Annotated in this window: 21 protein-coding genes; 18 read left to right on the forward strand and 3 right to left on the reverse strand. The window is 66.8% G+C overall.

Annotated features, from left to right (window positions below; genetic code table 11):
- Positions 1-94 precede the first annotated feature (94 nt).
- Positions 95-1,633, forward strand: coding sequence for a bifunctional aminoglycoside phosphotransferase/ATP-binding protein (locus AC0WR5_RS19705; RefSeq protein ID WP_475865530.1), 1,539 nt, complete (start codon positions 95-97; stop codon positions 1,631-1,633).
- A gap of 387 nt (positions 1,634-2,020) precedes the next feature.
- Here the strand turns inward: AC0WR5_RS19705 and AC0WR5_RS19710 are convergent, their stop codons facing one another.
- On the reverse strand, positions 2,021-3,394 hold the full coding sequence (locus tag AC0WR5_RS19710; protein WP_475865532.1) for an aminotransferase family protein: 1,374 nt from the start codon (positions 3,392-3,394) through the stop codon (positions 2,021-2,023).
- 213 nt (positions 3,395-3,607) lie between these two features.
- Here AC0WR5_RS19710 and AC0WR5_RS19715 point away from each other — a divergent pair, with 213 nt between their 5' ends.
- From AC0WR5_RS19715 to AC0WR5_RS19795, 17 genes are all read left to right on the forward strand, one after another.
- Complete coding sequence (locus tag AC0WR5_RS19715; RefSeq protein ID WP_475865533.1) at positions 3,608-5,053, forward strand: aminotransferase-like domain-containing protein; 1,446 nt, start codon at positions 3,608-3,610, stop codon at positions 5,051-5,053.
- 133 nt (positions 5,054-5,186) lie between these two features.
- Positions 5,187-6,890, forward strand: coding sequence for an amidohydrolase (locus AC0WR5_RS19720; RefSeq protein WP_475865535.1), 1,704 nt, complete (start codon positions 5,187-5,189; stop codon positions 6,888-6,890).
- Entirely contained in the window at positions 6,887-7,792 is a 906-nt protein-coding gene (locus tag AC0WR5_RS19725; protein WP_475865536.1) for a CobW family GTP-binding protein, read from the forward strand. Before AC0WR5_RS19720 ends, AC0WR5_RS19725 begins: the two co-directional genes overlap by 4 nt.
- Before the next feature lie 90 nt (positions 7,793-7,882).
- Positions 7,883-9,373, forward strand: a complete 1,491-nt coding sequence (locus AC0WR5_RS19730; protein WP_475865537.1) for an aldehyde dehydrogenase family protein — start codon at positions 7,883-7,885, stop codon at positions 9,371-9,373.
- Positions 9,374-10,102, forward strand: coding sequence for a sulfite exporter TauE/SafE family protein (locus AC0WR5_RS19735; RefSeq protein WP_475865539.1), 729 nt, complete (start codon positions 9,374-9,376; stop codon positions 10,100-10,102).
- Positions 10,103-10,142: 40 nt separating this feature from the next.
- Positions 10,143-11,708 (forward strand): ABC transporter substrate-binding protein, encoded by a 1,566-nt coding sequence (locus tag AC0WR5_RS19740; RefSeq protein WP_475865541.1) that lies wholly within the window; start codon positions 10,143-10,145, stop codon positions 11,706-11,708.
- Between the two features lie 93 nt (positions 11,709-11,801).
- Entirely contained in the window at positions 11,802-12,812 is a 1,011-nt protein-coding gene (locus tag AC0WR5_RS19745) for an ABC transporter permease (RefSeq protein WP_475865542.1), read from the forward strand.
- The gene (locus AC0WR5_RS19750; RefSeq protein WP_475865543.1) at positions 12,809-13,714 is read left to right on the forward strand and encodes an ABC transporter permease; all 906 of its coding nucleotides are present in this window, start codon (positions 12,809-12,811) and stop codon (positions 13,712-13,714) included. Before AC0WR5_RS19745 ends, AC0WR5_RS19750 begins: the two co-directional genes overlap by 4 nt.
- Before the next feature lies 1 nt (position 13,715).
- Positions 13,716-14,744 carry an ABC transporter ATP-binding protein gene (locus AC0WR5_RS19755; RefSeq protein ID WP_475865545.1) on the forward strand — a complete coding sequence of 343 codons (1,029 nt, stop codon included), beginning with the start codon at positions 13,716-13,718 and terminating at the stop codon, positions 14,742-14,744.
- Positions 14,741-15,733, forward strand: coding sequence for an ABC transporter ATP-binding protein (locus tag AC0WR5_RS19760; RefSeq protein ID WP_475865546.1), 993 nt, complete (start codon positions 14,741-14,743; stop codon positions 15,731-15,733). Before AC0WR5_RS19755 ends, AC0WR5_RS19760 begins: the two co-directional genes overlap by 4 nt.
- A gap of 193 nt (positions 15,734-15,926) precedes the next feature.
- Positions 15,927-16,541 (forward strand): ribonuclease D, encoded by a 615-nt coding sequence (locus AC0WR5_RS19765; RefSeq protein ID WP_475865548.1) that lies wholly within the window; start codon positions 15,927-15,929, stop codon positions 16,539-16,541.
- A 10-nt stretch (positions 16,542-16,551) separates the two neighbouring features.
- Positions 16,552-17,160, forward strand: a complete 609-nt coding sequence (lptC, locus tag AC0WR5_RS19770; RefSeq protein WP_475865550.1) for an LPS export ABC transporter periplasmic protein LptC — start codon at positions 16,552-16,554, stop codon at positions 17,158-17,160.
- Positions 17,161-17,166: 6 nt separating this feature from the next.
- The gene (locus tag AC0WR5_RS19775; protein ID WP_475865551.1) at positions 17,167-17,670 is read left to right on the forward strand and encodes an LptA/OstA family protein; all 504 of its coding nucleotides are present in this window, start codon (positions 17,167-17,169) and stop codon (positions 17,668-17,670) included.
- A gap of 5 nt (positions 17,671-17,675) precedes the next feature.
- Positions 17,676-18,446: an LPS export ABC transporter ATP-binding protein gene (gene lptB / locus AC0WR5_RS19780; protein ID WP_475865553.1), complete on the forward strand. Its 771-nt coding sequence runs from the start codon at positions 17,676-17,678 to the stop codon at positions 18,444-18,446.
- 378 nt (positions 18,447-18,824) lie between these two features.
- A complete protein-coding gene (gene hpf / locus AC0WR5_RS19785) occupies positions 18,825-19,394 on the forward strand; it encodes a ribosome hibernation-promoting factor, HPF/YfiA family (protein WP_475865555.1) in 570 nt (189 codons plus the stop codon).
- Between the two features lie 50 nt (positions 19,395-19,444).
- Complete coding sequence (locus AC0WR5_RS19790) at positions 19,445-19,909, forward strand: PTS sugar transporter subunit IIA (RefSeq protein ID WP_475865557.1); 465 nt, start codon at positions 19,445-19,447, stop codon at positions 19,907-19,909.
- A gap of 67 nt (positions 19,910-19,976) precedes the next feature.
- A complete protein-coding gene (locus AC0WR5_RS19795) occupies positions 19,977-20,651 on the forward strand; it encodes a DUF2268 domain-containing putative Zn-dependent protease (RefSeq protein WP_475865558.1) in 675 nt (224 codons plus the stop codon).
- On the opposite strand, the gene AC0WR5_RS19800 is transcribed toward AC0WR5_RS19795, so the two are convergent.
- On the reverse strand, positions 20,618-22,021 hold the full coding sequence (locus AC0WR5_RS19800; protein ID WP_475865560.1) for a nodulation protein NodH: 1,404 nt from the start codon (positions 22,019-22,021) through the stop codon (positions 20,618-20,620). The two genes, AC0WR5_RS19795 and AC0WR5_RS19800, sit on opposite strands and share 34 nt — an antisense overlap.
- A gap of 25 nt (positions 22,022-22,046) precedes the next feature.
- Entirely contained in the window at positions 22,047-23,750 is a 1,704-nt protein-coding gene (locus tag AC0WR5_RS19805) for a DUF5927 domain-containing protein (protein WP_475865562.1), read from the reverse strand.
- Positions 23,751-23,760: the final 10 nt, after the last annotated feature.

Genomic DNA, 23,760 nt, shown 5'->3' on the forward strand with positions numbered 1-23,760 from the left:
AGCTTTCTGCGACATTTTGACCTCGCTCAAGGTCGCGGCGCCCCCGAGGCCTAGGGTGTCAGGGGCAATGCGACAGCCCGAAGAGGAATATCTCGTGCCCCGATCCGCCCCCCGGAGCGACCCGCAACAGCCCGTCATCGACTATCTCTCCAGCCCCGCGCCCTTTGCCGGCACCGGCCCGGTCGAGGTGGTCGAGACCCACGGCGCCCATGTCTTTCTCTGCGGCGACGAGGCGCTGAAGCTGAAGCGCCAGGTACATTATGACTACATGGACCTCTCCACGCCCGAGCTGCGCCACGCCCTGCTCGAGCGCGAGCTCGAGCTGAACGCCCCCGCGGCACCACAGATCTATCGCGACGTGCTGCCCGTCACCCGCGGCCCGGACGGCTCCCTAACCCTCGGCGGGGCGGGCACACCGGTCGACTGGGTGCTGCGCATGTGGCGTTTCCCGGCCGAGGACGAGCTGGAGCGCATCGCCGAACGCGGCGCCTTCGGCGACGACCTGGCCGGACAGACCGGCGAGGTGCTCGCCCGCTACCATGCCGCGGCCCCCCGGCGCAGCGACCTGCAGGGCAGCAGGCTGATGGCCGACATCCTCGACGAGTTCACCCGCGTCTTTGCCGAATTTCCCGGCGCCGAGGGCACCGAGGCGATCGAAGACGTCCTCGCCGCCGCCCGCACCACCCTGTCCCGAATCGCCCCGCTGCTCGACCAGCGCGCCCGCGACGGCCACGTGCGGCGCGGCCACGGCGACCTGCACCTGCGCAACATCGTGCTGATCGACGGCGCCCCCGTGCCCTTCGACGCACTGGAGTTCGACGAGGTGCTGGGCACCTGCGACGTGCTCTACGACATCGCCTTCCTGGTCATGGACCTGCTGCACCGCGGCCTGGCGCGCCCGGCCTGCCGGGTGCTCGATGCCTGGCTGCGCGGGGCCGGCGGCACCGAGGATGCCGGCCTGGCCGCGCTGCCGCTCTTCCTCGCGGTGCGCGCCGTGATCCGCGCGATGACGACGCTGCAGGGGGATGCGGCCCGCGGCACGCCCGGCGCCTCGGCCGAGGAAATCGCGACCTATCTCTCGCTCGCCTGCCGCGCGCTTCAGCCCGCGCCCCCCCGGCTGGTGGCCGTCGGGGGGTTCTCCGGCAGCGGCAAGAGCGTGCTGGCCCGGGCCCTGCCCCCGCACCTCGGCGCCCTGCCCGGCGCGGTGCTGCTCTCCTCCGATCTCGAACGCAAGACCGGCAAGGCCCTGCAGGCGCAACTGCCCGCGAGTGCCTATGCCGAGGACCGCCGGCACGCGGTCTACGACGCCATGCTGTCCCGGGCGGCAGCCCTGCTGGCCGCCGGCCAATCCGTGGTGCTAGACGCCACCTTCCTCGATCCCGGGCTGCGCCGGGCCGCCGCCGGGGTCACCACCCGCGCGGAATGCGGCTTCACCGGATTCTGGCTCTCCGCCCCCGACCGGGTACTCTACGACCGCATCGCGGCCCGCCAGGGCGATGCCTCGGATGCCGATGCCGCCGTGCTCTCGCAACAGCTCTCGGCTGGCCCCGGCGCGATGGACTGGCTGGTGATCGATGCGGAATGTCCCCCCGAGGCCTGCAAGACCACCGCACTCGGAGATCTCGGTCTCTGATCCGGGCGCCATTTCACCGGCACGGGTCGGCCGCGCTGCCTCACGTCGGCGCTTGCGACATGTGGGGCAAGAGGGGGCTCTGCCCCCGCCTCCCTTGCGGGAGCCTCCCCCGGGATATTTCGAAACAGGGAAACGGGAGGACGTTCCTGCTGTTTCCCTGTTTCGAAATATCCCCGCCGGAGGCTTCGGGCCGCGCAGCGCGCGGTCCGAAATCGGGTGCTTAACCCGCGTGATTTCGCACCGACGGATTACCGACGCGATACCGACGTAATACCGACGTTCGAATCCGGCGTTTTCAGCGTCTTGGCAAAACGCCGCGACGGGGGACCGTCGCGGCGTTCGCATGCTTCATGAGTGGTCAGGGCGTTCGGGCCCGTCGCGATCGACTCAGCCGAAGACCTTGCCCAGCGCCACGTCGATGGAGGCGGCGATCTCGTCGATGTCGCTCTCGGTGGCGATCAACGCAGGGCTGAGGCAGAGGGTGTTGTTGAAGCCCGGCAGCGAGCGGTTGGTCACGCCGATCATCACGCCCTGGGCGCCGCATTCCGCCACGACCTGCTGTGCCAGCTTCTCGTTCACCGGCTCCTTGGTGGCGCGGTCGGAGACCAGTTCGGCCCCGCAGAAGAGGCCCTTGCCGCGCACGTCACCGACGACGGCGTGCTTTTCCTTCAGCTCTTCCAGGCGGGTCATCAGGCGGGCCCCCATGTTGAGCGTGTTGTCGAGCAGCCCTTCATCCTCGATGATCTTCAGGTTCTCGATCGCCGCGGCCGGCCCTGCCGTGCAACCGCCGAAAGTGCTGATATCACGGAAGTAATTCAGCGGATCCGCAGCATCGTCCTTGAACATGTCAAAGACCTCCTCGGTGGTCACCAGGCAGGCGATGGCCGCATAGCCGGAGGCCACACCCTTGGCCATGGTCACCATGTCGGGCTTGATGCCGTAGTTCTGGTAGCCGAACCAGGTGCCGGTCCGGCCGACGCCGCAGACCACCTCGTCGATGTGCAGCAGCACGTCGTACTTCTTGCAGATTTCCTGCACGCGCTCCCAGTAGCCCGGCGGGGGCGTGATCACGCCGCCACCCGCGGTGACCGGCTCGAGGCAGATGCCACCGACGGTATCGGGGCCTTCGCGCAGGATCACTTCCTCGATGGCATCGGCGGCGCGCTGGCCATAGGCCTCGCCGGTCAGATCCCACTGGGCGCGATACTCCAGGCAATGCGGCACTTCCACGAAGCCCGGCGCGAAGGGGCCGTACTGCATGTGGCGTTCCGGCTGGCCGCAGGCCGAGAGCGTGCCAATGGTGGTGCCGTGGTAATCGCGTTCCCGGAACAGGATCTTGTGCTTCTTGCCTCCATAGCGCTTGTGCGCGATCTGGCGGATCATCTTGAAGGCCTTCTCGTTCGCTTCCGAGCCGCTGTTCGTGTAGTAAACCCGCGACATGCCGGGCATTTTCTCGATCAGCTTCTTGGCAAAGATGGCGCCGGGAATGGTGCCGGCAGAGCCCGCGAAGTAGTTCAGCTTGACCAGCTGTTCGCGCACGGCGTCCGCGATCTGCTCGCGGCCATAGCCTACGTTCACCGTCCAGACACCGCCCGAGACGGCATCGAGATAGCGCTTGCCGGTCGCATCCCAGACGTGGATGCCCTTGCCCTCGACGATGACGCGCGGGTCACCGGTCTCGTAGGCCTTGTGCTGGGACAGGTGGTGCCAGACGTGTGCCTTGTCGTCTGCAACCACCGAGGAGATGTCGTTGTCGTACATTGGGTTGTGCTCCGGTAATCTTCGGCTCTTTGCGCCACAAAGACAGGGCGTCATTCCCGGTCAAAGGGCCAGAGGGTCGAAAATGATGGGGCCAGAGGCTCTGGTCCCCGCTGCAAATTTCAGCATTGCCGCGTAAAATAGCATAGGACTGCGGCATCGCCATTGGAAAGGCCCGGGTTCCGTCCCATAAGGTCGCGCCCAAGGAAAACCGCCATGCTGAACGCCATCATCAGGGACAGTGACGAGCCGATCCAGTCGCAGCTACGGCGTCGGATCGTCGAGTCAATTCATGCCGGGCAGATGCAGCACGGCCAGAAAATGCCGCCCTGCCGGCAACTTGCGGGTCAACTTGGCATCGCCCGCAACACCGTCACCGCCGTCTACGACGAGCTGGTTGCTCGCGGATATCTCGAATCCGTGCCGCGCCGCGGCTTCTTCGTGGCGCGCGAGGTTCAGCCGGATCCCGCCAACCTGACGGTCGGGGTCGAGCCCCGCACCGCCACCCCCGACTGGAACACCCTGCTCAAGCAGCGCCCCTCGCAGCATCGCCACATCATCAAGCCGTCGAACTGGCAGGATTACGATTTTCCCTTTGTCTACGGGCAGGTTGACCCCGGCCTCTTTCCGCTGAACACTTGGCGCACCTGTTCGCGCGACGCCCTCGGGCGTTCGGCCATCGACTGGTGGACCGCCGACCGCGCCTCCGAGGACGACCCCCTGCTGGTTGAGCAGATTCGCACCCAGATCCTGCCCCAGCGCGGGATCTTCGCACGCACCGAGGACATCCTGATCACCCTCGGCACCCAGGAGGGGCTGTACCTCCTGGGCCGTCTGCTGGCCCGTCCCGGCACCCGCGCCGGGATCGAGGCGCCGGGGTATCCCGACGGACGCAACATCATGATGGCCGAGGGCGCCGAGATCGTCGACCTGCCCATCGATGGCGAGGGCGCGCGTCTCGACGGTGCCGGGCGCCTCGACCTTGCCGTGGTCACGCCCGCGCATCATTGCCCGACGATGGTCACCATGTCGCCCGCCCGGCGGCAGGCGATTCTCGAACAAGCTCAGCGGGATGGCACCATCCTGATCGAGGACGACTACGAGGGCGAGACCGCCGCCGCCGGTGATGCGACCTCGCTCAAGAGCCTCGATCGCAGCGGCCATGTGGCCTATCTCGGCACGCTCTCGAAGGTGCTCGCCCCGGGCGTGCGCCTCGGCTTCATGGTGGCCGATCCCGCCCTTGTCGAGGAGGCCCGATGGCTACGCCGCCTGATGCACCGCTCGGCGCCACTCAACAATCAGCGCACCGCCGGCATCTTCCTGGCCGAAGGCCATTACCTGACACTGCAACGCACCCTGCGCGCGGCGCTGGAACGGCGGCTGGAGAAGGTCTCCGAGGGCTGCGACCGCTACCTGCCGGACTTCCGCCGCAGTACCGCGCATGGCGGCTCCTCGGTCTGGCTGGAATGCCCCGCGGGCCTCGATGCCCGGACACTCTTCAAGGCTGCCGCAAGCCGCGGCGTGCTGACGGAATCCGGGGATCCCTTCGTCCCCGAGGACCAGGCAGGCCGCTTCCTGCGCCTCGGCGTCAGCTATATCGACGAGCGCAAGATCGAGACCGGCCTGCGCCTGCTGGGCGAGGCCGCAGCCAGCCTTGCCTGACCGGCCACCACGGCTTTCCCACTGATTTACATGAGTTTTACCCTGGCCCAATCCGTGGCAGCGGTCTGGCCCTGTCTGCGCCGCGGCATTGCGCCCTAGCTTGCCGCAACAACGAACAGCCAGGAATTGCCGCATGCCCGCCGCCGTCACCATCTTTCGCGCCGCCAAGATCCGCACGATGAACCCGAACCGCCCGGAGGCCACTCACGTCGCGGTCAGCGAGAACCGGGTTCTTGCCGTCGGCGACGCGGCGGACTGCGCCGCCTGGCAGGCGAAATGGGACTGCACGCTGGATGAACGCTTTGCGGAACAGGTGCTGATGCCGGGCTTTGTCGAGGCCCATGGCCACGCCATGGAAGGCACCCTCTGGGATGCGCTCTTCCTCGGCTATTTCAAGCGCACGGCCCCCGATGGCCATGTCGAGGGCGGGCTGAAGAGCATCGAGGAGGTGGTCGAGCGCCTGAAGAAGGCCGAAGCCGAGATGACCGATCCGGACGAACCTCTCGTCGCCTGGGGCTTCGACCCCATCTACTATACCGAGCGGATGACGCGGAAGCACCTCGATGCCGTTTCCACCACCCGCCCGATCGCCATCATGCATGCCTCGCTGCACCTGATGAACGTCAACACCCCGATCCTGGAACGCGGCAACATGCTCGACCAGGTCAACGTAGAGGGGATCCTGCGCGACGCGACAGGCGAGGTCACCGGCGAACTGCAGGAAATGGCCGCGATGATGATGGCGGCGCGCGTGGTGGGCGCTGCGATGGACATGCGCGATGTCACCGTCAAGGCGCTCGAGACCTACGGCATGGCCGCGACCAACGCCGGTGTCACCACCACCACCGACCTGCACCAGAAACTGAACGACGATTCCCTTCAGGCCTTCCTGACCGCCACCGCCGAGGAAGATTTCCCGATCCGCATCGTGCCGGCACTCGGCGCGATCCAGTGGTCCGTGGCCGAGGGCGTCGCCCGCGCCAAGGCGATCAGGTCCAAGGGCAACGACAAGCTCTACATGGGCCTGGTCAAGATCATGACCGACGGCTCGATCCAGGGCTTCACCGGCCGCCTGAAATGGCCGGGCTATCACAATGGCGCCCCGAACGGCTTGTGGAACGTGCCGCCCGCGCAACTCAGGGAGATGATCAAGGCCTACAACGCCGAAGGCATCCAGATGCACTGCCACGTCAACGGCGACCAGGCCTCGGAATTCGTCATCGACGTCATGCAGGAGGCCCTGGCCGAGGCGCCCAACCCCGACCACCGTCACGTGCTGCAGCACTGCCAGATGGCCGACCGGGCCCAGTTCCGCCGCATGAAGGCCCTCGGCCTTTCGGCCAACCTCTTCGCAAACCACATCTTCTACTGGGGGGATCAGCACTACGAGCTGACCATGGGCCCCGACAAGGCGCGCCGCATGGACGCCTGCGGCACGGCTCTCGCCGAAGGGGTGCAGTTCTCGGTGCATTGCGATGTGCCGGTGACCCCGCTGAACCCGCTCTTCACCGCCTGGTGTGCCGTCAACCGCCTCACCGCCACCGGCCGCACCATGGGCGCCGATGAATGCATCTCCGTCGAGGACGGGCTGAAGGCGATCACCATCAACGCCGCCTACCAGCTCAAGCTCGACCACCTGGTCGGCTCGATCGAAGTGGGCAAGTTCGCCGATTTCGCCGTGCTCGACCGTGACCCGATGGCGGTCGAGCCGCTGGCCCTGCGCGAAGTGCGCGTCCTCGGCACCGTCCTCGGAGGCCAGTGGCACGAGAGCCATATCCCCGCCACGACCGGCCCGGTTCCGGATGTCACCATCCTCGAGGCCCCGGTGCACGCATGACCATCCCTGTCACCATCATCGGCGGCTTCCTCGGCGCGGGAAAGACCACGCTGGTCAACCGCATCCTGGCCGCTTCACCGGCGCGGACCGCCGTGCTGGTGAATGACTTCGGCGAGATCAACGTGGACGCCGCGCTTATCACCGCCGATGACGGGCTGACGCTGGAACTCTCCGGCGGCTGCATCTGCTGTTCCATGGCCGACGGCATCGGGCCCGCGATCTTTCGCGCGGTGGAAAAGAACCCCGAGGCGATCCTGATCGAGGCTTCCGGCGTGGGCGAGCCGCGCCGGGTGGCCGAGTTCGCCCTGCTCGACCGTCGCCTGAAACTCGACATGGTGGTCACCCTGGCCAATGCCGTCGAACTGCAGCGACAGCTCGACGACATGCTCATCGGCGATACGGTCGCGCGTCAGTTCGACGGCGCCGACCTGATCGTGCTGAACCACACCGATGCCGCCACCCCGGATCAGCTGGCCTCCTCGCGCGCCGCCCTGCGCCGCATCGCGCCCGGTCGCACCGTGGTGGAAACCGCCCGCGCCGCCCTGCCGCTCGAGCTGCTCAGCGGCTCGACCCTCGCGATCCTCTCGGCCCCCCAGGGGCAGCCGGTCCTGCATGACCAGGTCTTCCATCGCTACCTGCTGGAAGAGGACCGGGCCCCCGACCGCGCCAGTGTCGAGGCCGCCCTGCCGGCCCTGCCGCCGGGCGTGCTCCGGCTCAAGGGCTGGCTGCGCTTTGCCGGCGAGGATCAGACCACGCTGCTGCAATTCGTCTCCGGCCGGTGGGAGCTGACACCCGCCACCGGCGCCGAGGCCGCCAAGACGGGCACCCGTCTCGTCGGCATCGGCACATTGCCCGACTTTTCCCTGGCCCGCCTGCTGATGGGGCGTGCCCCCGCCAACTGACCAAGAGCGCCCCGGCCCGCCGCCGGTGGCCCATTCCGTTGCTGCCCTCTGGCCCAAGCAATGCCGCAACGCGGCAAGGATGATGCATACATGACTGAGCAAACTTATCTCTCCGCCACGCCTGCCGAGCTGATCGCCGGCTACGCCCGGGTCAACCTGATCGGCGCGGCCCGTGTCGCCACCGCCGAGAGTCTGCCGGTTCTGAACCCGGCCACCGGCCAGGAAATCGGCACCGCCGCGGCCTCCGGCCCCGATGAAACGGCCGCCGCCGTGGCCGCCGCCAAGGCTGCACAGGCCGCCTGGGCCGCCGTGCCCGCCCGCGAACGCGGCAAGATGGTCGGCGCCGGCGCCCGCGCCATCCTGGCCGAAGCCGAGCTGATCGCCCAGGTCCTGGCGCTGGAAACCGGCAAGGCCATCCGCACCGAATGCCGCGGCGAGGTGAAGACCGCCTGCGACATCCTGGAATTCTACTCTGGCCTCGGCTCCGAGCTGAAGGGCGAGACCGTGCCCTTCCACCCGCGCTCTATGACCGTGACCACTCGCGAACCGCTGGGCGTGGTCGCCGCGATCCTGCCCTGGAACGTGCCGCTGGTGCTGATGATGCTGAAGATCGCGCCGGCGCTGGTGGCCGGCAACACCGTGGTGGTCAAGGCCTCCGAGGAGGCCCCATATGCCACCTACGCCATGGTCGAGATCCTGTCGAAATTCCTGCCCGAGGGTGTGGTCAACGTGATCAACGGCACCGGCGTCGCCTGCGGCGCGCCGCTCACCTCGCACCCGGATGTGGCCAAGGTCACCTTCACCGGTTCCGAGGCCGTGGGCCAGACCGTCTACGAGGCCGCCGCCAAGAAGATCATCCCCGTCTCGCTGGAGCTCGGCGGCAAGTCCCCGATGATCGTCTGCGAGGATGCCGACCTCGACAAGGTCATCACCGGCGCCATCAACGGCATGCGCTTCACCCGCCAGGGCCAGAGCTGCACCGCCGCAAGCCGGATCTACGTGCACTCCACTCTCTACGTCGCCTTCCTCACCCGCCTGCAGGAAGCCCTGAACCAGCTGGTCATCGGCGATCCGCTGGACGAGGGCACCGACATCGGCACCATCATCAACGCCAAGCAGGCCAAGGTGATCACCGACTACGTCGCCCAGGCCGAGGCCACCGAGGGCGCCGAGGTGATCCGCTGCGGCAAGCTGCCCGAGGACGCGGCGCTGGCCCCCGATCTCTTCATGCAGCCCACGCTGCTGCTGAACCTGCCCGAGGATCACCTCTGCGTGAAATACGAGATCTTCGGCCCGGTCGCCGTGATCCAGCAGTGGGACGATTACGAGGATGTCATCGCGCGCGCCAACGCCACGCACTACGGCCTGGCCGCGACGGTCTGGACGGATTCTCTCCATGTCGCGCTCGATTCGACCGCACGGCTGAATGCCGGCTACGTGCAGGTGAACCAGAACCTGACGATCCAGCCCAATGTTTCCTATGGCGGCTTCGGCCGCTCGGGCCTGGGCAAGGAAGCCTCGCTCGAGGCGATGCTGGCGCATTTCACGCGGTCCAAGACCATCGTGCTGAACTTCGACTGAATGGATCAGGCCCTCTGGATATCCCTGGCGGTCTTCATTGCCGCCGTCCTGCGGGGCCTGACCGGATTCGGGTTTGCCCTGGCCGCCGTGCCGGGGATGAGCCTCTTCCTGCCGCCGGCCCAGGCCGTGGCGGTGGCCATCCTGCTGCAATGCATGGTGGGCCTGCGCGACACGATCCTGATGCGCAAGCTGGTCAACCGCAATGCCCTGGCACTGATGACCATCGGCGCGGCGGTGGGCGTGCCCATCGGCACGCTCGCGCTCACCCGACTCTCCGCCGATGCCATGCGCGTGGTGCTGGCGGTGCTGGTCGCCGGCGGTCTCGCGGCCCTGCTGCTGCGGGTTCGGCTTCAGGAAAACCGCCGCAACGCCGTCGGGGCGGGCTTTGCCGCCGGGCTCTTCTCCGGGCTGGCCGCCATGCCCGGGCCGCCCGCCATCGCCTATTTCCTGGGCACCGAAACCCCTGCAAGGAACACCCGCGCCTCGCTCATGGTGTTCTTCTTCCTGACCTCCCTGCTCACCCTCCCCGGCATGATCTGGGCGGGCGAGATCGACAGATCCATCGTGATCTCCTCCCTGATCGCCCTGCCCGCGCTGCTGATCGGCACCTGGGCCGGCGGTCTGGCCTTTGCGCGGCTCGACGAAGGGGGCTATCGCTATGCCGCCATCGCCCTGCTGGGCGCCACGGCCGCCCTGACCGCCTGGCGCGGCATCGGCGGCCTCATCTGAAAACCATAACAAGACCAAAGCAACCAACAGGACCAGACGAATGAACATCTTCAGGACTTCCGCCCTGGCCGCTGCCGTGGCCCTGACCCTCGGTGGGGTACTTGCCCCCGCCCAGGCCGAAACCCTCGTCGTCGGCACCACCCAGGTGCCGCGTCACTTCAACGGCGCCATCCAGTCGGGCATCGCCACCATGATGCCGACGGCCCAGATCTTTGCCTCGCCGCTGCGCTATGACGAGAACTGGAACCCCGAGCCCTACCTCGCGAAGAGCTGGGAGGTTTCCGACGACGGCCTCTCCGTCACCCTGCACCTCGTGGAAAACGCCACTTTCCACGATGGCGAGCCGGTGACTTCCGAGGACGTCAAGTTCTCGATCATGACGATCAAGGCCAACCACCCGTTCAAGACCATGCTCGCCCCCGTGGTCGACGTGGAAACCCCCGATCCCTACACCGCCGTGATCAAGCTGTCGCAGCCGCACCCGGCGCTGCTGCTGGCGATGTCGCCGGCGCTGATGCCGATCATCCCCGAGCACATCTACGGTCAGGGAGACATCCAGCAGAACCCGGCCAACCTGGCACCCGTCGGCTCCGGCCCGTTCAAGTTCGTCGAGTACAAGCAGGGCGAATACTACAAGCTCGAGAAGAACCCCGATTTCTTCCTCGAGGGCTATCCCAAGATGGACGAGGTGATCGTGCAGATCATCGGCGACCAGGCCAACCTGGTGCTGGCCACCGAGCGCGGCGATGTCGACATGGTGCCCTTCCTCTCCGGCGTCCGCGACGTGCAACGCCTTGAAAAGGCAGACGGCGTCGGTGTTTCGGGTGACGGCTACGATGCCATCGGCCCGCTCAACTGGATCGCCTTCAACACCAAGAAGGCGCCCTTCGACAACCCCGCGGTCCGTCAGGCCATCGGCTATGCCATCAACAAGGATTTCATCCTGCAGCGCCTGCTGGGCGGCGTCGCCGGCGATTCCACCGGCCCGATCACCAACTCCTCGCCCTTCGCCACCGATGACGTCGAAAAGTACCCCTTCGACCTGGAGAAGGCCAAGGCCATGCTCGACGAAGCCGGCCTGACGCCCGACGCCGACGGCGTGCGCTTCACCGCCACCATGGACTTCATTCCCGGCATGCCGGAAATGGGCCGCAACATGGCCGAGTACCTGCGCACCCAGCTCAAGCAGGTCGGCATCGAGATCGAGGTGCGCACCGCGCCCGACTTCCCCACCTGGGCCCAGCGCATCTCCAGCTACGATTTCGACATGACCGAGGACAGCGTCTACAACTGGGGCGACCCGGTGATCGGCGTCGACCGCACCTATATCTCCTCGAACATCCGTCCCGGCGTGATCTGGTCCAACACCCAGCAGTACTCGAACGAAAAGGTCGACCAGCTGCTGGCCGATGCCGCCGTCGAGAAGGACGCCGCCAAGCGCGCCGAACTCTACAAGGAGTTCCAGCAGATCGTCGTGGCCGATGCGCCGATCCTCTACATCAACGAAGTGCCCTTCTATACCGCCTACAAGGAAGGTCTGACCGACCTGCCCGACACGATCTGGGGCGCCGTTTCGCCCTGGGATCAGGTGGAATGGTCCGAGTAATCCTCTGACCTCCCTGCACTTCCTGCCCCGGCCGCGCCATCGCGTGCCGGCCGGGGCAATCCTGTCCAGCCTCCGCCAGAGAGGAACCCTCCCATGCGCCCCATCCTGACGAGACTTGGCTCCGCCCTCGGCCTCCTGCTGGCCGTGATCGTCCTCAATTTCCTGCTGATCCAGCTCGCTCCCGGCGACCCCGTCTCGGTGATCGTGGGCGAAATGGGCGGCGCCTCGCCGGAACTGATCGACCAGATGCGCGAGGAATACGGGCTGAACCAGCCCGTGATCGTCCAGCTCTTCGTCTACATCGGCAAGATCTGCACCGGCAACTTCGGCTATTCCTACTACTTCAAGGAACCGGTCCTCGACCTGATCCTGCAACGGCTGCCCGCCACCGTGTTGCTGGTCGTCTCAGCCCTGACGATCGCCGTGGTGATCGGCACCCTGATGGGCGTCTATTCCGCCAAGAAACCCAAGGGGGTCCTCAGCCACTTCGTCACCATCTTCTCGCTGGTAGGCTATGCCGCGCCGGTCTTCTGGACCGGGCTGATGCTGCTGATCCTCTTTGCCTCGATCTTCCCGATCTTTCCCGTCTCCGGCATGATGAACGTGCGCGGCAATGACACCTGGATCGGCACCGTCCTCGATGTGCTCTATCACCTTGTCCTGCCCGCGGTGACCCTCGCCTCGATCTACATCGCCACCTACTCCCGGCTGTCGCGTGCCTCCATGCTCGACGTGCTGGGTTCCGATTACATCCGCACCGCACGCGCCAAGGGCCTGAACGAACGCGAGGTCGTCTTCGGCCATGCCCTGCGCAACGGGCTGATCCCCGTGGTCACCATGGTCGGCCTTCAGTTCGGCCAGCTCTTCGCCGGTGCCGTGCTGGTGGAAACCGTGTTCAACTGGCCCGGCCTGGGCCGCCTTGCCTATGAATCCATCCTGCGCCGCGACTACCCCACCCTGCTCGGCATCCTCTTCTTCTCCGCCATCCTCGTCATGGTCGCCAATGCGCTGACCGACGTGGCCTATCGCCGGATCGACCCTCGCATGGGCGGCACCCGCAAGAAGAAGAAGCAAGCCCCCAAACCGACAGGAGCCGCCCAATGACGGATACTTCTGCCTCTCCCGCCACCAAGGCCGCCGCCCCAGAGAGCTTCGGGCCCAAGCCCGCGCATCCCGCGACCGAATTCTTCAAGGCCTTCGCCCGCAACGGCTCGGCGATCATCGGGCTGGTGCTCTTCCTGCTGATCCTCGCCATGACCTTCCTCGGCCCGCTGGTCTATCCCGTCAGCCCATATGACATGGTCGACCTGCCCTTTACCCCGCCGGGCAGCCCCTATGCGCCGCTGGGCACCGATTACCTCGGCCGCGACATGCTTGCCGAGATCATCGCAGGTGGCCGTGCCACCCTCGCCGTGGGCGCCGCGGCCGCCGTCATCTCGGTGGTGATAGGCATCCTGGTGGGTTCCCTCGCCGGCTTCTTCGAGGGCCGCGCAGACGCCGCCCTGATGAAGGTCACCGAGTTCTTCCAGATCCTGCCGCCGCTGCTGCTGGCCATGGTGCTCGTCACCATCTTCGGCGCCAAGCTCTCGACCATCACCATCGCCATCGGCATCGTCTCCTGGCCGCAGGTCGCGCGCCTCGCCCGGGCCGAGTTCATGAAGATCCGGCGCTACGATTACGTCAACGCCGCCCGCACCTCCGGCGCGCGCAACGCCTACCTGATCTTCCGGGTCATCCTGCCTGCCGCCATGCCACCGCTGGTGGTGGCCGCGGGCCTCGCCGTCGGCGCGGCCATCCTCTTCGAGGCCGGCATGTCCTTCCTCGGCCTCGGCGATCCCAACACCGTCTCCTGGGGCCTGATCATCGGGCAGAACCGCAACTACCTGCTCGACGCCTGGTGGACGGTCACCCTGCCCGGCATCGCGATCTTCCTCACCGTCCTGTCGATCTCTCTTGTCGGCGACGGCATCAACGACGCCCTCAACCCCAAGCTCCGGAGGCGCTGACATGGTTTCAGAAAAGGATCCCGTCCTCGAAATCTCCGACCTCAAGGTCGGCGTCGACACCGGCGATGCCGTGCATTCCGTGCTCGATGGCGTCTCGCTGAAGCTCTACCCGGGCAAGACCCTCGGCGTGGTCGGCGAGAGTGGCTGCGGCAAGTCGATGACCGCGCTGTCCACGATGGGCCTGCTGCCCGATCGCTTCGCCGTCTCCGGCGGGTCGATCCGGTTGGCCGGAGAGGACCTCCTGGCGGCGAAACCCGCCCGGATGCGCGAGCTGCGCGGCAATGCAATCTCGATGATCTTCCAGGAGCCGATGACCGCCCTGAACCCGGTGCTCACCGTGCAGCGCCAGATCACCGAGGTGATCGAGCTGCACCAGGGCAAGACCCCGGCCGAGGCCCGGGAGCTGGCGCTGGAAATGCTCCGCGCGGTGCAGATCCCCGGGCCCGAAGACCGTCTCGCCGCCTATCCGCACGAGCTGTCGGGCGGCATGCGGCAACGGGTGATGATCGCCATCGCGCTGGCCTGCCGGCCCAAGGTCATCATCGCGGACGAGCCCACCACCGCCCTCGACGTGACGGTGCAGGCACAGATCTTCCGCCTGCTGCGCGAGCTGCAGTCCGATACAGAAACGGCGATCATGCTGATCACCCACGATCTCGGTGCGGTGGCTGAAATGGCGGACGAGGTTGCCGTGCTCTACGCCGGCAAATGTGTCGAGAGCGGCTCGGTGGACGACATCCTCGGCGCGCCCAGCCACCCCTACACCCGCGGGCTGATGTCCTGCACCCCGCGCCTGCGCCTCGGCGCCGCGGCGGCCACCGCGGCGGCAGAGGGCCTCGGAGAGATCCCGGGCATGGTGCCGCCTCTCGGCAGGTTCCCGAAGGCCTGTCGCTTCGCCCCCCGCTGCGCGCTCGCCGATGGCCGCTGCCACGAAACACCCCCGCCGCTGGTGGACATCGCGCCGGGACACAACGCGCTCTGCTGGAAAACCTCGGCAAACCCGGCATCCCTGCGGGAGGAACTCGCATGAAACAGCCCCTGCTCGAGGTCACCGACCTCAAGGTCCATTTCCCGCTCGCCTCCGGCCAGACCGTCCATGCGGTCGACGGCGTCACATTCTCCGTGAACGAGGGCGAAAGCTTCGGCATCGTGGGTGAATCCGGCTCCGGCAAATCCACCACCGCCCAGGCGCTGATGCGTCTCGTCGATCCTGTCGGCGGCTCGATGCGACTGGAAAAGCATGATCTCTCCGCTATCGAGGGCGAAGCGCTGCGGACCATCCGGCACATGATGCAGATGGTGTTCCAGGATCCCTATTCCTCGCTCAATCCCCGGCTGCGCGCCGGCGCCGCGGTGCGCGAACCGCTCGACCTGATGGGCCTTGGCCCGGTGCGCGGCCGCGACGCCCGCGTCGACGAGATGTTCAACGCCGTGGGCCTGCACCCCGATGCCAAGCGGCTCTTCCCGCACCAGTTCTCGGGCGGCCAGCGCCAGCGGCTCTGCATCGCCCGCGCCATGGTCACAGAGCCCCGGCTCATCGTCTGCGACGAGCCGGTCTCGGCCCTCGACGTGGCCATTCAGGCCCAGATCCTCAACCTGCTGAAAAAGCTGCAGAAGGAGAAGAAACTCACCTATGTCTTCATCTCCCACGACCTTGCCGTGGTGCAGCACCTCTGCACCCAGGTCGCGGTGATGTACCTGGGCGAGTTCGTCGAGCAGGCCCCCACGGAACAGCTCTTTGCCTCGGCCAAGCATCCCTACACATGGTCACTCATGGCCGCGGCACTCTCGCCGGATGACCGCTCCCGCAGCGAAAGCCGCTTCACGGTGACAGGCGAGCCGCCCTCGCCCATCGACCCGCCAAAGGCCTGCCGCTTTGCCGGCCGCTGCCCCTTTGCCACCGACCTCTGCCGCCGCGAGAAACCGGCGCTGCGCGATTTCGGCAACGGGCACCGGGTGGCCTGCCACTATGCCGGCGAACTGACGCCGCCCCTGCCCGAACTGGCCGTCCCTGCGTGACGGCCAGGCCTCCGGCGGGGATATTTCCGGCCAGATGAAGGAGCGCGGCCTCTCCCCCGTCATCTGGCCCCAAATATCCCGGGGGAATCGGCCCCGGGCCGATGGGGGCAGAGCCCCCTTCCCCGCGCCCTCCGGTTTGCATCAGGCTGCGTCACGGTCTAGATCAATTGCACCCCTGCAAGGAACGCTCCCCGTGACCAACCACCTCTACCAGCACGACCTGCCCGAAGAGCTAGACCTCGGCCCCGTGGTGGCCATCGACTGCGAGACCATGGGCCTGAACCCCGCCCGCGACCGGCTCTGCGTGATCCAGATGTCCGCGGGAGACGGCGATGCCCACCTGGTGCAGGTGGCCCCGGGCCAGACCGAGGCGCCGAACCTCTGCCGCATGCTCGAGGATCCCGAGGTGCTCAAGCTCTTCCACTATGGCCGTTTCGACATCGCCGCCATGTACAATGCCTTCGGGGCGCTGGCCGCGCCGGTCTGGTGCACCAAGATCGCCAGCCGCCTGGTGCGCACCTACACCGACCGCCATGGCCTTAGGAACCTCACCCAGGAGCTGCTCGGCGTCGATATCTCCAAGCAGCAGCAGATGTCGGACTGGGGCGCGGCAGAGCTGACTGCGGCACAGCTCGACTATGCCGCCTCCGACGTGCTCTACCTGCACCGGCTTCGCGACAGGCTGACCGAGCGGCTCGAACGCGAGGGGCGGATGGATCTGGCACAATCCTGCTTCGATTTCCTGCCGACCCGTGCAAGGCTGGATCTCGCCGGCTGGCCGGACGTCGACATTTTCGCGCATTCCTGAGGGCCCCCAAATGGCGTTGAGCGTCAGATCCCATTCCCGGCTGGTCTCCTGGCTCAAGGTGATCCTGCCCCTGATCGCCATCGGCCTGCTGTCGACGCTCTTCCTGCTGTCGCGCAGCGCCGATCCGCTCGCCTCGCTGCCCTTCTCCGAGACCGACCTCAAGGAACTGGCCAGCAGCCAGCGCATCACCCGGCCGAGCTTTGCCGGTGCCACCGAGGACGGCGACCTGATCGCCTTCACCGCCGAAAGCGCCCAGCCTCTCGGCGAAGGCATGCTCAAGGCCACGACGCTCGCCGCGCAGATCGACCTGACCAGCGGCCAGTCGGTGGCCTTCAGCGCCGGCACCGGGCTCGTCGATCGCGACACCGATACCGCGCTGCTGGAACAGGACGTCGTGATCACCTCCTCGACCGGCTACCGGATCACCACGGACCAGCTCGAAACCGGGATGGAGGAGGTGCGCGCCGAAACCCTGGGCCCGGTCGCCGCCAATGGGCCGCCGGGCACCTTCACCGCGGGCAAGATGCAACTGACCACCGATCCCGGGACGGGTGACGCGTATTTGGTCTTCACCGAGGGCGTCGACCTGGTGTACGACCCCAAGAAACCGCAGGAGTGATTGCCCTTGTTCGCAGCCAAGTCTTCTCTCCGGAGCCTGCTGCTGGCTTCGGTCCTCATCGCCGGAACCTGCGGCCCGATCCTCGCCCAGAGCAACGCGCTCGATTTCGGGTCGGGCAATGCCGATACCTCCGCCCCCGTCCGGATGAAATCCGACACACTCTCGGTCAGCCAGTCCGACGGCGCCGTGGTGTTTTCCGGTAACGTCCTGGTCGAACAGGGAGACATGCGCATCGTCGCCGATCGGATCGAGGCGATCTACGACCTCGACGGCAAGAAGATCAGCAGCCTGGTCGCCATCGGCAACGTCACGCTGGTCAGCGGCGAGGACGCCGCCGAGGCCGACCGCGCCGAATACGACCTGACCACCGCCGAGGTGATCATGACCGGCGACGTGCTTCTGGTGCGCGGCAATACCAGCGTCTCCTCCGACCGGCTCAACGTCGACCTCGAGGGTGGGACCGCCCAAATGCAGGGCAACGTCCGCACCGTTCTGCAGCAGGACGAGTGACCCGGATGGCGCGAGACAGATCCAGCGGCCGGCACGGGGCACAGGACGGCTCCACCGGCCTGCGCATCGATCACCTGCGCAAGTCCTACAAGAAGCGTGTCGTGATCCGCGACATCTCGATGACCCTCGACCAGGGCGAGGTGGTGGCGCTGCTGGGCCCCAACGGTTCGGGCAAGACGACCTCCTTCTACGCCGTCGCGGGGCTTGTCATTCCCGAGGCCGGCAGCGTCACCCTCGACGGGATCGACGTGACCGGCCTGCCGATGTACCGCCGCGCCAAGCTCGGCATCGGCTACCTGCCACAGGAAATGTCGATCTTCCGGGGCATGAACGTCGAGGACAACATCGCCGCAATTCTCGACATCACCCATTCCGACCGCCACAAGAAGCGTGAGCGCCTGGAAGAGCTGCTCTCGGAATTCTCGATCGAGCACCTCCGCCGCGCCCCCTCGCTCGCGCTCTCGGGCGGGGAACGCCGCCGGGTCGAGATCGCCCGCTGCCTGGCCGCCGATCCGAAATACGTGCTGCTCGACGAACCCTTTGCCGGGGTCGACCCGATCTCGGTTGCCGACATCCGCCACCTGGTGGCGGACCTGCGCAACCGTGGCATCGGCGTGCTGATCACCGATCACAATGTCCGCGAGACTCTGGAGATCGTCGACCGTGCCTACATCCTGCACGACGGCACCATCCTGATGTCCGGCACCCCGGAGGAGGTCGTGGCCGACGAGAACGTGCGCCGCGTCTACCTCGGTGATTCGTTCTCCATCGGCTAGGTCCGCCGCGCCGCCGTCCGGCACCGGTTAACCCTCCCTGCGACAACATGTTTCAGCCGCGGCGCCCTCCTGGCCCGGGGCCCGTTTACCATGATGATCCGCCACGGTTTTCGCCCGGCGCGGAAACGCTTCCGAAAGGCTGGTTACCGGAATCCGTTGACAGGATCACCGCATGCCACTCAAATGAGGACATGACAGTTACGCGACGCACCCCCAACCTGTGTTGTGACACATACCGCGCCCGCTCCGGCGGGACCGCCCAAGTCATCGCACAGCGATGGCCCCTCGCGGCACTGTCTTATTTCCGCAGCATTCGGACCTGAGCGTTGCGGCGCGATTGCGCCGGCCCACGCCCGAATTGTCATGAGAGGAGACGGAATGCGCTACCAAATTACCGGAAAACAGATCGATATCGGCGATGCCCTGCAGACTCACGTCAAGCAGGAGCTGAACATCGCGGTCGAGAAATATGCACAGCGTCCCACGGATGCCACCGTGATCTTTTCCAAAAGCGCACATGAATTCATCTGCGAAGCCACCGTTCACCTCAGTACCGGGCTGACCGCCCAGGCCAAGGCAAAGGCCACGGAAATCTATGCGGCATTCGATGCATGCTGTGAGAAAATGGAGAAACAGCTCCGCCGTTACAAGCGCAGGTTGAAGGATCATCAGAAAACCCGCGTCCAGCCGGTTGAACTTCTCGGAGCATCCTCCTATATCCTCGCCTCGGATCAGGACAGCGAGGAATCGGAACCCGAAACCCTGCAACCCGTTATCGTTGCAGAGATGGAGACACAGATCCCGTCGCTCTCGGTCGGCGAAGCCGTCATGCAGATGGAGCTGGCCGGCGCACCCGTGCTGGTCTTCCGCAACGAGGGCAAGAGCGGCGTGAACGTGGTCTATCGTCGGGACGACGGCAACATCGGCTGGATTGATCCACGTAGCTAGGGCCCGATCGGGTTCGCCAGTGGACACACACGAACCAGATAAGAGGCAGAATGAAACTGTCACAAATTCTCCGCCCCGAAGCGATCAAGGTGATCGCTTCGGCGTCGAGCAAGAAGCGCCTTTTGCATGACATCGGCGAACTGGCCCAGTCCGTACACGGGCTGGACCAGCAGCGTGTCGTGGAAGCCCTGCAGGAGCGCGAGAGCCTCGGCCCGACCGGTGTCGGCCATGGCGTCGCGCTGCCCCATGCCCGTCTCGACGGCATGGACAAGGTGCTCGGTGCCTTCATCCTCCTGGAGAAGCCGGTGGATTTCGACGCCATCGACCGACAGCCGGTCGACCTGATCTTCGCGCTCTTCGCGCCCCAGGCCGCCGGGGTCGAGCACCTCAAGGCGCTGGCGCTGGTGTCGCGCAGCCTGCGGGATCAGGCGCTCTGCAAGAAGCTGCGCGCCAATCACGATCCGGCGACGCTCTATGCCATCCTGACCTCGGATCAGGACATGCAGGCGGCCTGAGCCGCCTGCCCTCACCGCTCCCCCAATATCCCCCACGCCCCGGCCCTTCGCCGGGCGGAGCCCTGACATGGTCCCCTGGACCCTTCATTTCCTGAATGCCCGCGGTCGCCTGACCGAAATCGAAGAGGCCCTGCGCGCGGAAACCCGTGCCCTGCAGGCACGGATCGAGGAACAGGCACCGGCACTCGCCCTCGATGTCCTCTTTCTCGCCGCCGATCTGCCGATGCCCCGCGCCCTCGCGGTCAGCGGCATGGCCGCCGGTCCCGGCCGGATCGAGGTGACGGTGGATCTCGCCCAGGACATCGCCCTGCCGGAACGGCTCGGCCAGCTCCGGCGCACTCTGCTGCATGAATATCATCACGCCCTGCGCTGGGAGGGGCCGGGCTATGGCCGCAGCCTCGGAGAGGCTCTGGTCAGCGAGGGCCTCGCCCAGCGCTTCGTGCACGAGATCACCGACGAGCCGTCCGATCCCTGGGAGATCGCCGTGACCGGCCATGCGCTCGACGCCCTCGCCCGGCGCGCCGAGGCCGAGTTCGACGATATCGCCTATGCCCACGGGGAATGGTTCTTCGGCGCCGGGCAGATGCCCGTCTGGGCGGGCTATGCGCTTGGCCTGGCCATGGTCGACCGGCACCTGGCCGCGCATCCCGGCACCACGGCCCTGGGTCTGGCGGATGCCCCTGCCGCGCCCTTCCGCGCGGCGCTGGCTCAGCTCCAGTCCGAGAAACCGAACATCATGTAATCGCGCTGATAGACGTCGCGGGCCCGCGCCTCGACCTCTGCATCGTAGATCGCCGCCAGCGCATGCGGCACGTCCTCTGCCGCCCGCTCCGGCGCAGCGCCCCCGGCGCCCAGGCGCAGGGCCAGCGCCGGCAGGTCCCGAGCCATGTCCTCTTCCCGGATCAGAACATCGGGCAGGGTGAATTGCGCCATGCCCTCCAGCAGCGCGCCCTGGCTGGCCCAGTGCGGGTCCACCCGCACCCCGGTCTGCCCCGACAGGTTCGCCTTCAGGAAATCCAGGAACCCCAGGAAGGCGCTGCGGTGTTGCTCGGCTGGATACTCCTGCGCGGGCCCCGGCAGCGGCAGGTCGTATTTCTGCCGCAGCAGCTTGCGCATGTCGGCGAAGGCACCCGGCCCCAGGGCCACGATCCGGCTGCAGAAAACCGCATGCGCCCGTGCCAGCGGATGGCGCAGCACGGTGAAACTTCGGTGGCCCGGCCGCGCCCGCTTCCACTGCCGCAGCCCCTTCTGCGACAGCTCCCCGAGCAGCGCACCACCCTCCAGCGCCTGCATCCAGGCCTCCACCTCGGCCTCTGGGCCGCCGCGCAGCGGCATGAAGATCAGCGGCAGCCGCTCGCCCATGACAAAGCCCTTGGCCTGCGGCCCCCGGCGCGGCTCGAAATTCGGCGTGCGCGACAGGTTGAACCGGTCCAGCCGGGCCAGCACCTGCGCCATCTCCTCGAAATTCTCGACCTTGTCTTCCAGCGGCGCCGGGTTCTGCACCTTCAGCGATCCGTCCAGCGCCGTCAGCCGCGCCTCCAGCCCCAGGAACATCGCCAGCCCGTTCATCACCTCGAGCGACTGCAGGTCCTCGTAATCCACGTAGAATGCCGTCTGCCCCGTGACCTGCAGCGCCCGCAGCAGCCTCAGCTGAAACCCCTGCAACTCCTCCAGGTGCGCCTCGAACCCCTCGGCATCAAAGACCGCCTTGCCCTCCTTGCGGCGGCGCACGTCGGTCAGCTTCCACTGTCCCGTCGCCTGGGCGATCTTGCGGCTCACATAGCTCTCGGCCGGGTTCCGCGTCAGCACGATCTTGGCACAGCGCGGATCGTCCAGCGCCTGTTGCAGGATCCGCGGCTCGTGGTCGTGGAAATACCGGAACCCGTTCAGCCCCGGCGCCGCCTTCACCGCCGCGATCAGCGCCAACGGATCGGCGTCGCGCGCGGCCAGGCTGATCCCGAGGCAGTCGTCGCGGTTCGGATAGCCGATGAAATGCGGATTGAAGGCCTCGCCCAGGCAGGCGACGCCTTCCAGCGCGTTCAGGTTCGCCTCAAGGAAATTCGATCCGGTCCGCATCTCGGCGAAGACGATGAAGTAATCGTATCTGCTCATCCCATCCCGCGCGGGCGCGGCCTCTTCACTTCTTCACCAGGTAGGGTTTGCGCGGGGTCTCCGCCCGGCGCGGCCCCTGGCCCGTTGTGACCGGGAAATCCCCCATCAGGTAGGGATGCATGCCCTGGTTCTTCAGGTTCTGCAGGAACTGGCCAAACCCCGTCAGGTCCACCATCTGCGGCACCTCCGACAGGCGCCGCGCCGAGCGGCCGCCCATCTCGTCCACCGCCGACTGCAGCGGCTCCATCGGCGCCTCGACAAAGTCCGCCATGGTCCAGACCCGATGGCGCGCCTTGGCGTAATGCGACTTCAGCGTACCCAGGAACTCGCTCTCGATCTTCTGCAGCCGCGCCGCCTCGGCCCGGATATCGGCGAAATTGGCATTGGTGCGAAACAGCGGTACCGCCCAGGCGCCCGAGATCACCGTGATCTGCGCATTGGGGTCCTTGGCCATGTCCCAGGCGATCTCCTGGTTGGCGGCGGGGCTGTACTGGAAACACTGGCGCTGGCCGCGGGTGTTCCAGTTCAGATTGGTCAGAAAGGCCCGCGGATTGTAATCCCGCATCACGCCAGAGGCCGACATGGCGCCGTTGATCACCTCCTGCCCGCCGGCGAACTGCGCATCGCCGGGGCCGAAGAGATGCCCATGCACCCGCGCGCCGCTGGCCCGCGCCAGCCAGCCCTCGAAATCCTCGAAGAGCTCGGTGAACCCCTGGAACACCGAATAGGGCGCCCCGGTCAGCCCGTTCTCGTGGCCGTCCCTGGGAAAGCGGCTCTGCATGTAGAGGCCCGGGCGTCCCAGGGTCCGCCGCTCCGCCGCACGCGAGAAGATCCGGTCGATCTTGCCCGGGTTCGGCTCGGTCCGCTTCATCGCCCCGGCCTCGTCGGTCAGGAAGGCCTTGTAGAGGCGGTTGGCCCGCGGCCAGATCTTGCGTGCGACAAAGCAGTCCGAGCGCCGCAGCAGCTGCAGGTGATCGTCGTAAAAGACATAGGGTTTGCCCTGGTAGTCGAACTTCGAAAGGGTCAGGGACCGGCTCTCGATATGGGTCGAGTAGTTCCGCGCCAGGGTCTGGAAGTAGCTCTCGTCCGGAATCCAGACCTTGCGGAAATAGCGGTCGAGCTCCTGGCGCCGCGGGTCCTGCAGGATCGCCGACAGCGTCTGCCGCGTCAGGCACCACCACTGGCTGCCCATGTGCGGCACGATCCCCTCCGGAATCCGCCGCTTGAACCCCAGCCGCCGCTGGATCTTCACATAGCGGTCAAAGGCCCGCCGCCGGGCCTTCCAGGAGAACGGAAACCGCAGGGTGAACCGTTCCTCGTCCAGCCCGCCGACGGTCCAGGGCACATCCGACGTGGTCGCGCTCTCGATGAAATCGGTGCGCGGCCGGTCCTCCAGATAGTCGATCAGCTCGCTCACCGGCCGCAGCGGCAGGCAGGAGCCCGAGGCCAGGTAGACATGGCGCACGTCCGGAAAGGTGTTCAGCATCACCTCCGAGGCCAGCTGGGTGGCCGCCACGATCCCCCAGGTGCCCCAGTCACAGCGATGCCGCTCGACAAAGCGCAGGTTCTCCACGTCCGACAGCGACTTGCGGAACCGCTTGTAGACCTTCTGCGGCACCTTGCGGTCGCAGTGGATCACCACCGGGCAGCCCGCCGCGGACCAGTGGCGCGCGACCTGCTCGGCCCGCCGCAGGGCGGTATGCACCAGCATGATGATCCCGACGCTCACCGCAGCGGCC

Source organism: Pseudooceanicola sp. DL12, from assembly GCF_056270665.1.

Excerpts from the sequence above, each read along its gene's own strand:
- AC0WR5_RS19710 (WP_475865532.1), bottom strand. The coding sequence starts at position 3,394 with ATGTACGACAACGACATCTCCTCGGTGGTTGCAGACGACAAGGCACAC.
- AC0WR5_RS19715 (WP_475865533.1), top strand. The coding sequence starts at position 3,608 with ATGCTGAACGCCATCATCAGGGACAGTGACGAGCCGATCCAGTCGCAG.
- AC0WR5_RS19720 (WP_475865535.1), top strand. The coding sequence starts at position 5,187 with ATGCCCGCCGCCGTCACCATCTTTCGCGCCGCCAAGATCCGCACGATG.
- AC0WR5_RS19725 (WP_475865536.1), top strand. The coding sequence starts at position 6,887 with ATGACCATCCCTGTCACCATCATCGGCGGCTTCCTCGGCGCGGGAAAG.
- AC0WR5_RS19730 (WP_475865537.1), top strand. The coding sequence starts at position 7,883 with ATGACTGAGCAAACTTATCTCTCCGCCACGCCTGCCGAGCTGATCGCC.
- AC0WR5_RS19735 (WP_475865539.1), top strand. The coding sequence starts at position 9,374 with ATGGATCAGGCCCTCTGGATATCCCTGGCGGTCTTCATTGCCGCCGTC.
- AC0WR5_RS19740 (WP_475865541.1), top strand. The coding sequence starts at position 10,143 with ATGAACATCTTCAGGACTTCCGCCCTGGCCGCTGCCGTGGCCCTGACC.
- AC0WR5_RS19745 (WP_475865542.1), top strand. The coding sequence starts at position 11,802 with ATGCGCCCCATCCTGACGAGACTTGGCTCCGCCCTCGGCCTCCTGCTG.
- AC0WR5_RS19750 (WP_475865543.1), top strand. The coding sequence starts at position 12,809 with ATGACGGATACTTCTGCCTCTCCCGCCACCAAGGCCGCCGCCCCAGAG.
- AC0WR5_RS19755 (WP_475865545.1), top strand. The coding sequence starts at position 13,716 with ATGGTTTCAGAAAAGGATCCCGTCCTCGAAATCTCCGACCTCAAGGTC.
- AC0WR5_RS19760 (WP_475865546.1), top strand. The coding sequence starts at position 14,741 with ATGAAACAGCCCCTGCTCGAGGTCACCGACCTCAAGGTCCATTTCCCG.
- lptC (WP_475865550.1), top strand. The coding sequence starts at position 16,552 with ATGGCGTTGAGCGTCAGATCCCATTCCCGGCTGGTCTCCTGGCTCAAG.
- lptB (WP_475865553.1), top strand. The coding sequence starts at position 17,676 with ATGGCGCGAGACAGATCCAGCGGCCGGCACGGGGCACAGGACGGCTCC.
- hpf (WP_475865555.1), top strand. The coding sequence starts at position 18,825 with ATGCGCTACCAAATTACCGGAAAACAGATCGATATCGGCGATGCCCTG.
- AC0WR5_RS19790 (WP_475865557.1), top strand. The coding sequence starts at position 19,445 with ATGAAACTGTCACAAATTCTCCGCCCCGAAGCGATCAAGGTGATCGCT.
- AC0WR5_RS19795 (WP_475865558.1), top strand. The coding sequence starts at position 19,977 with ATGGTCCCCTGGACCCTTCATTTCCTGAATGCCCGCGGTCGCCTGACC.
- AC0WR5_RS19800 (WP_475865560.1), bottom strand. The coding sequence starts at position 22,021 with ATGAGCAGATACGATTACTTCATCGTCTTCGCCGAGATGCGGACCGGA.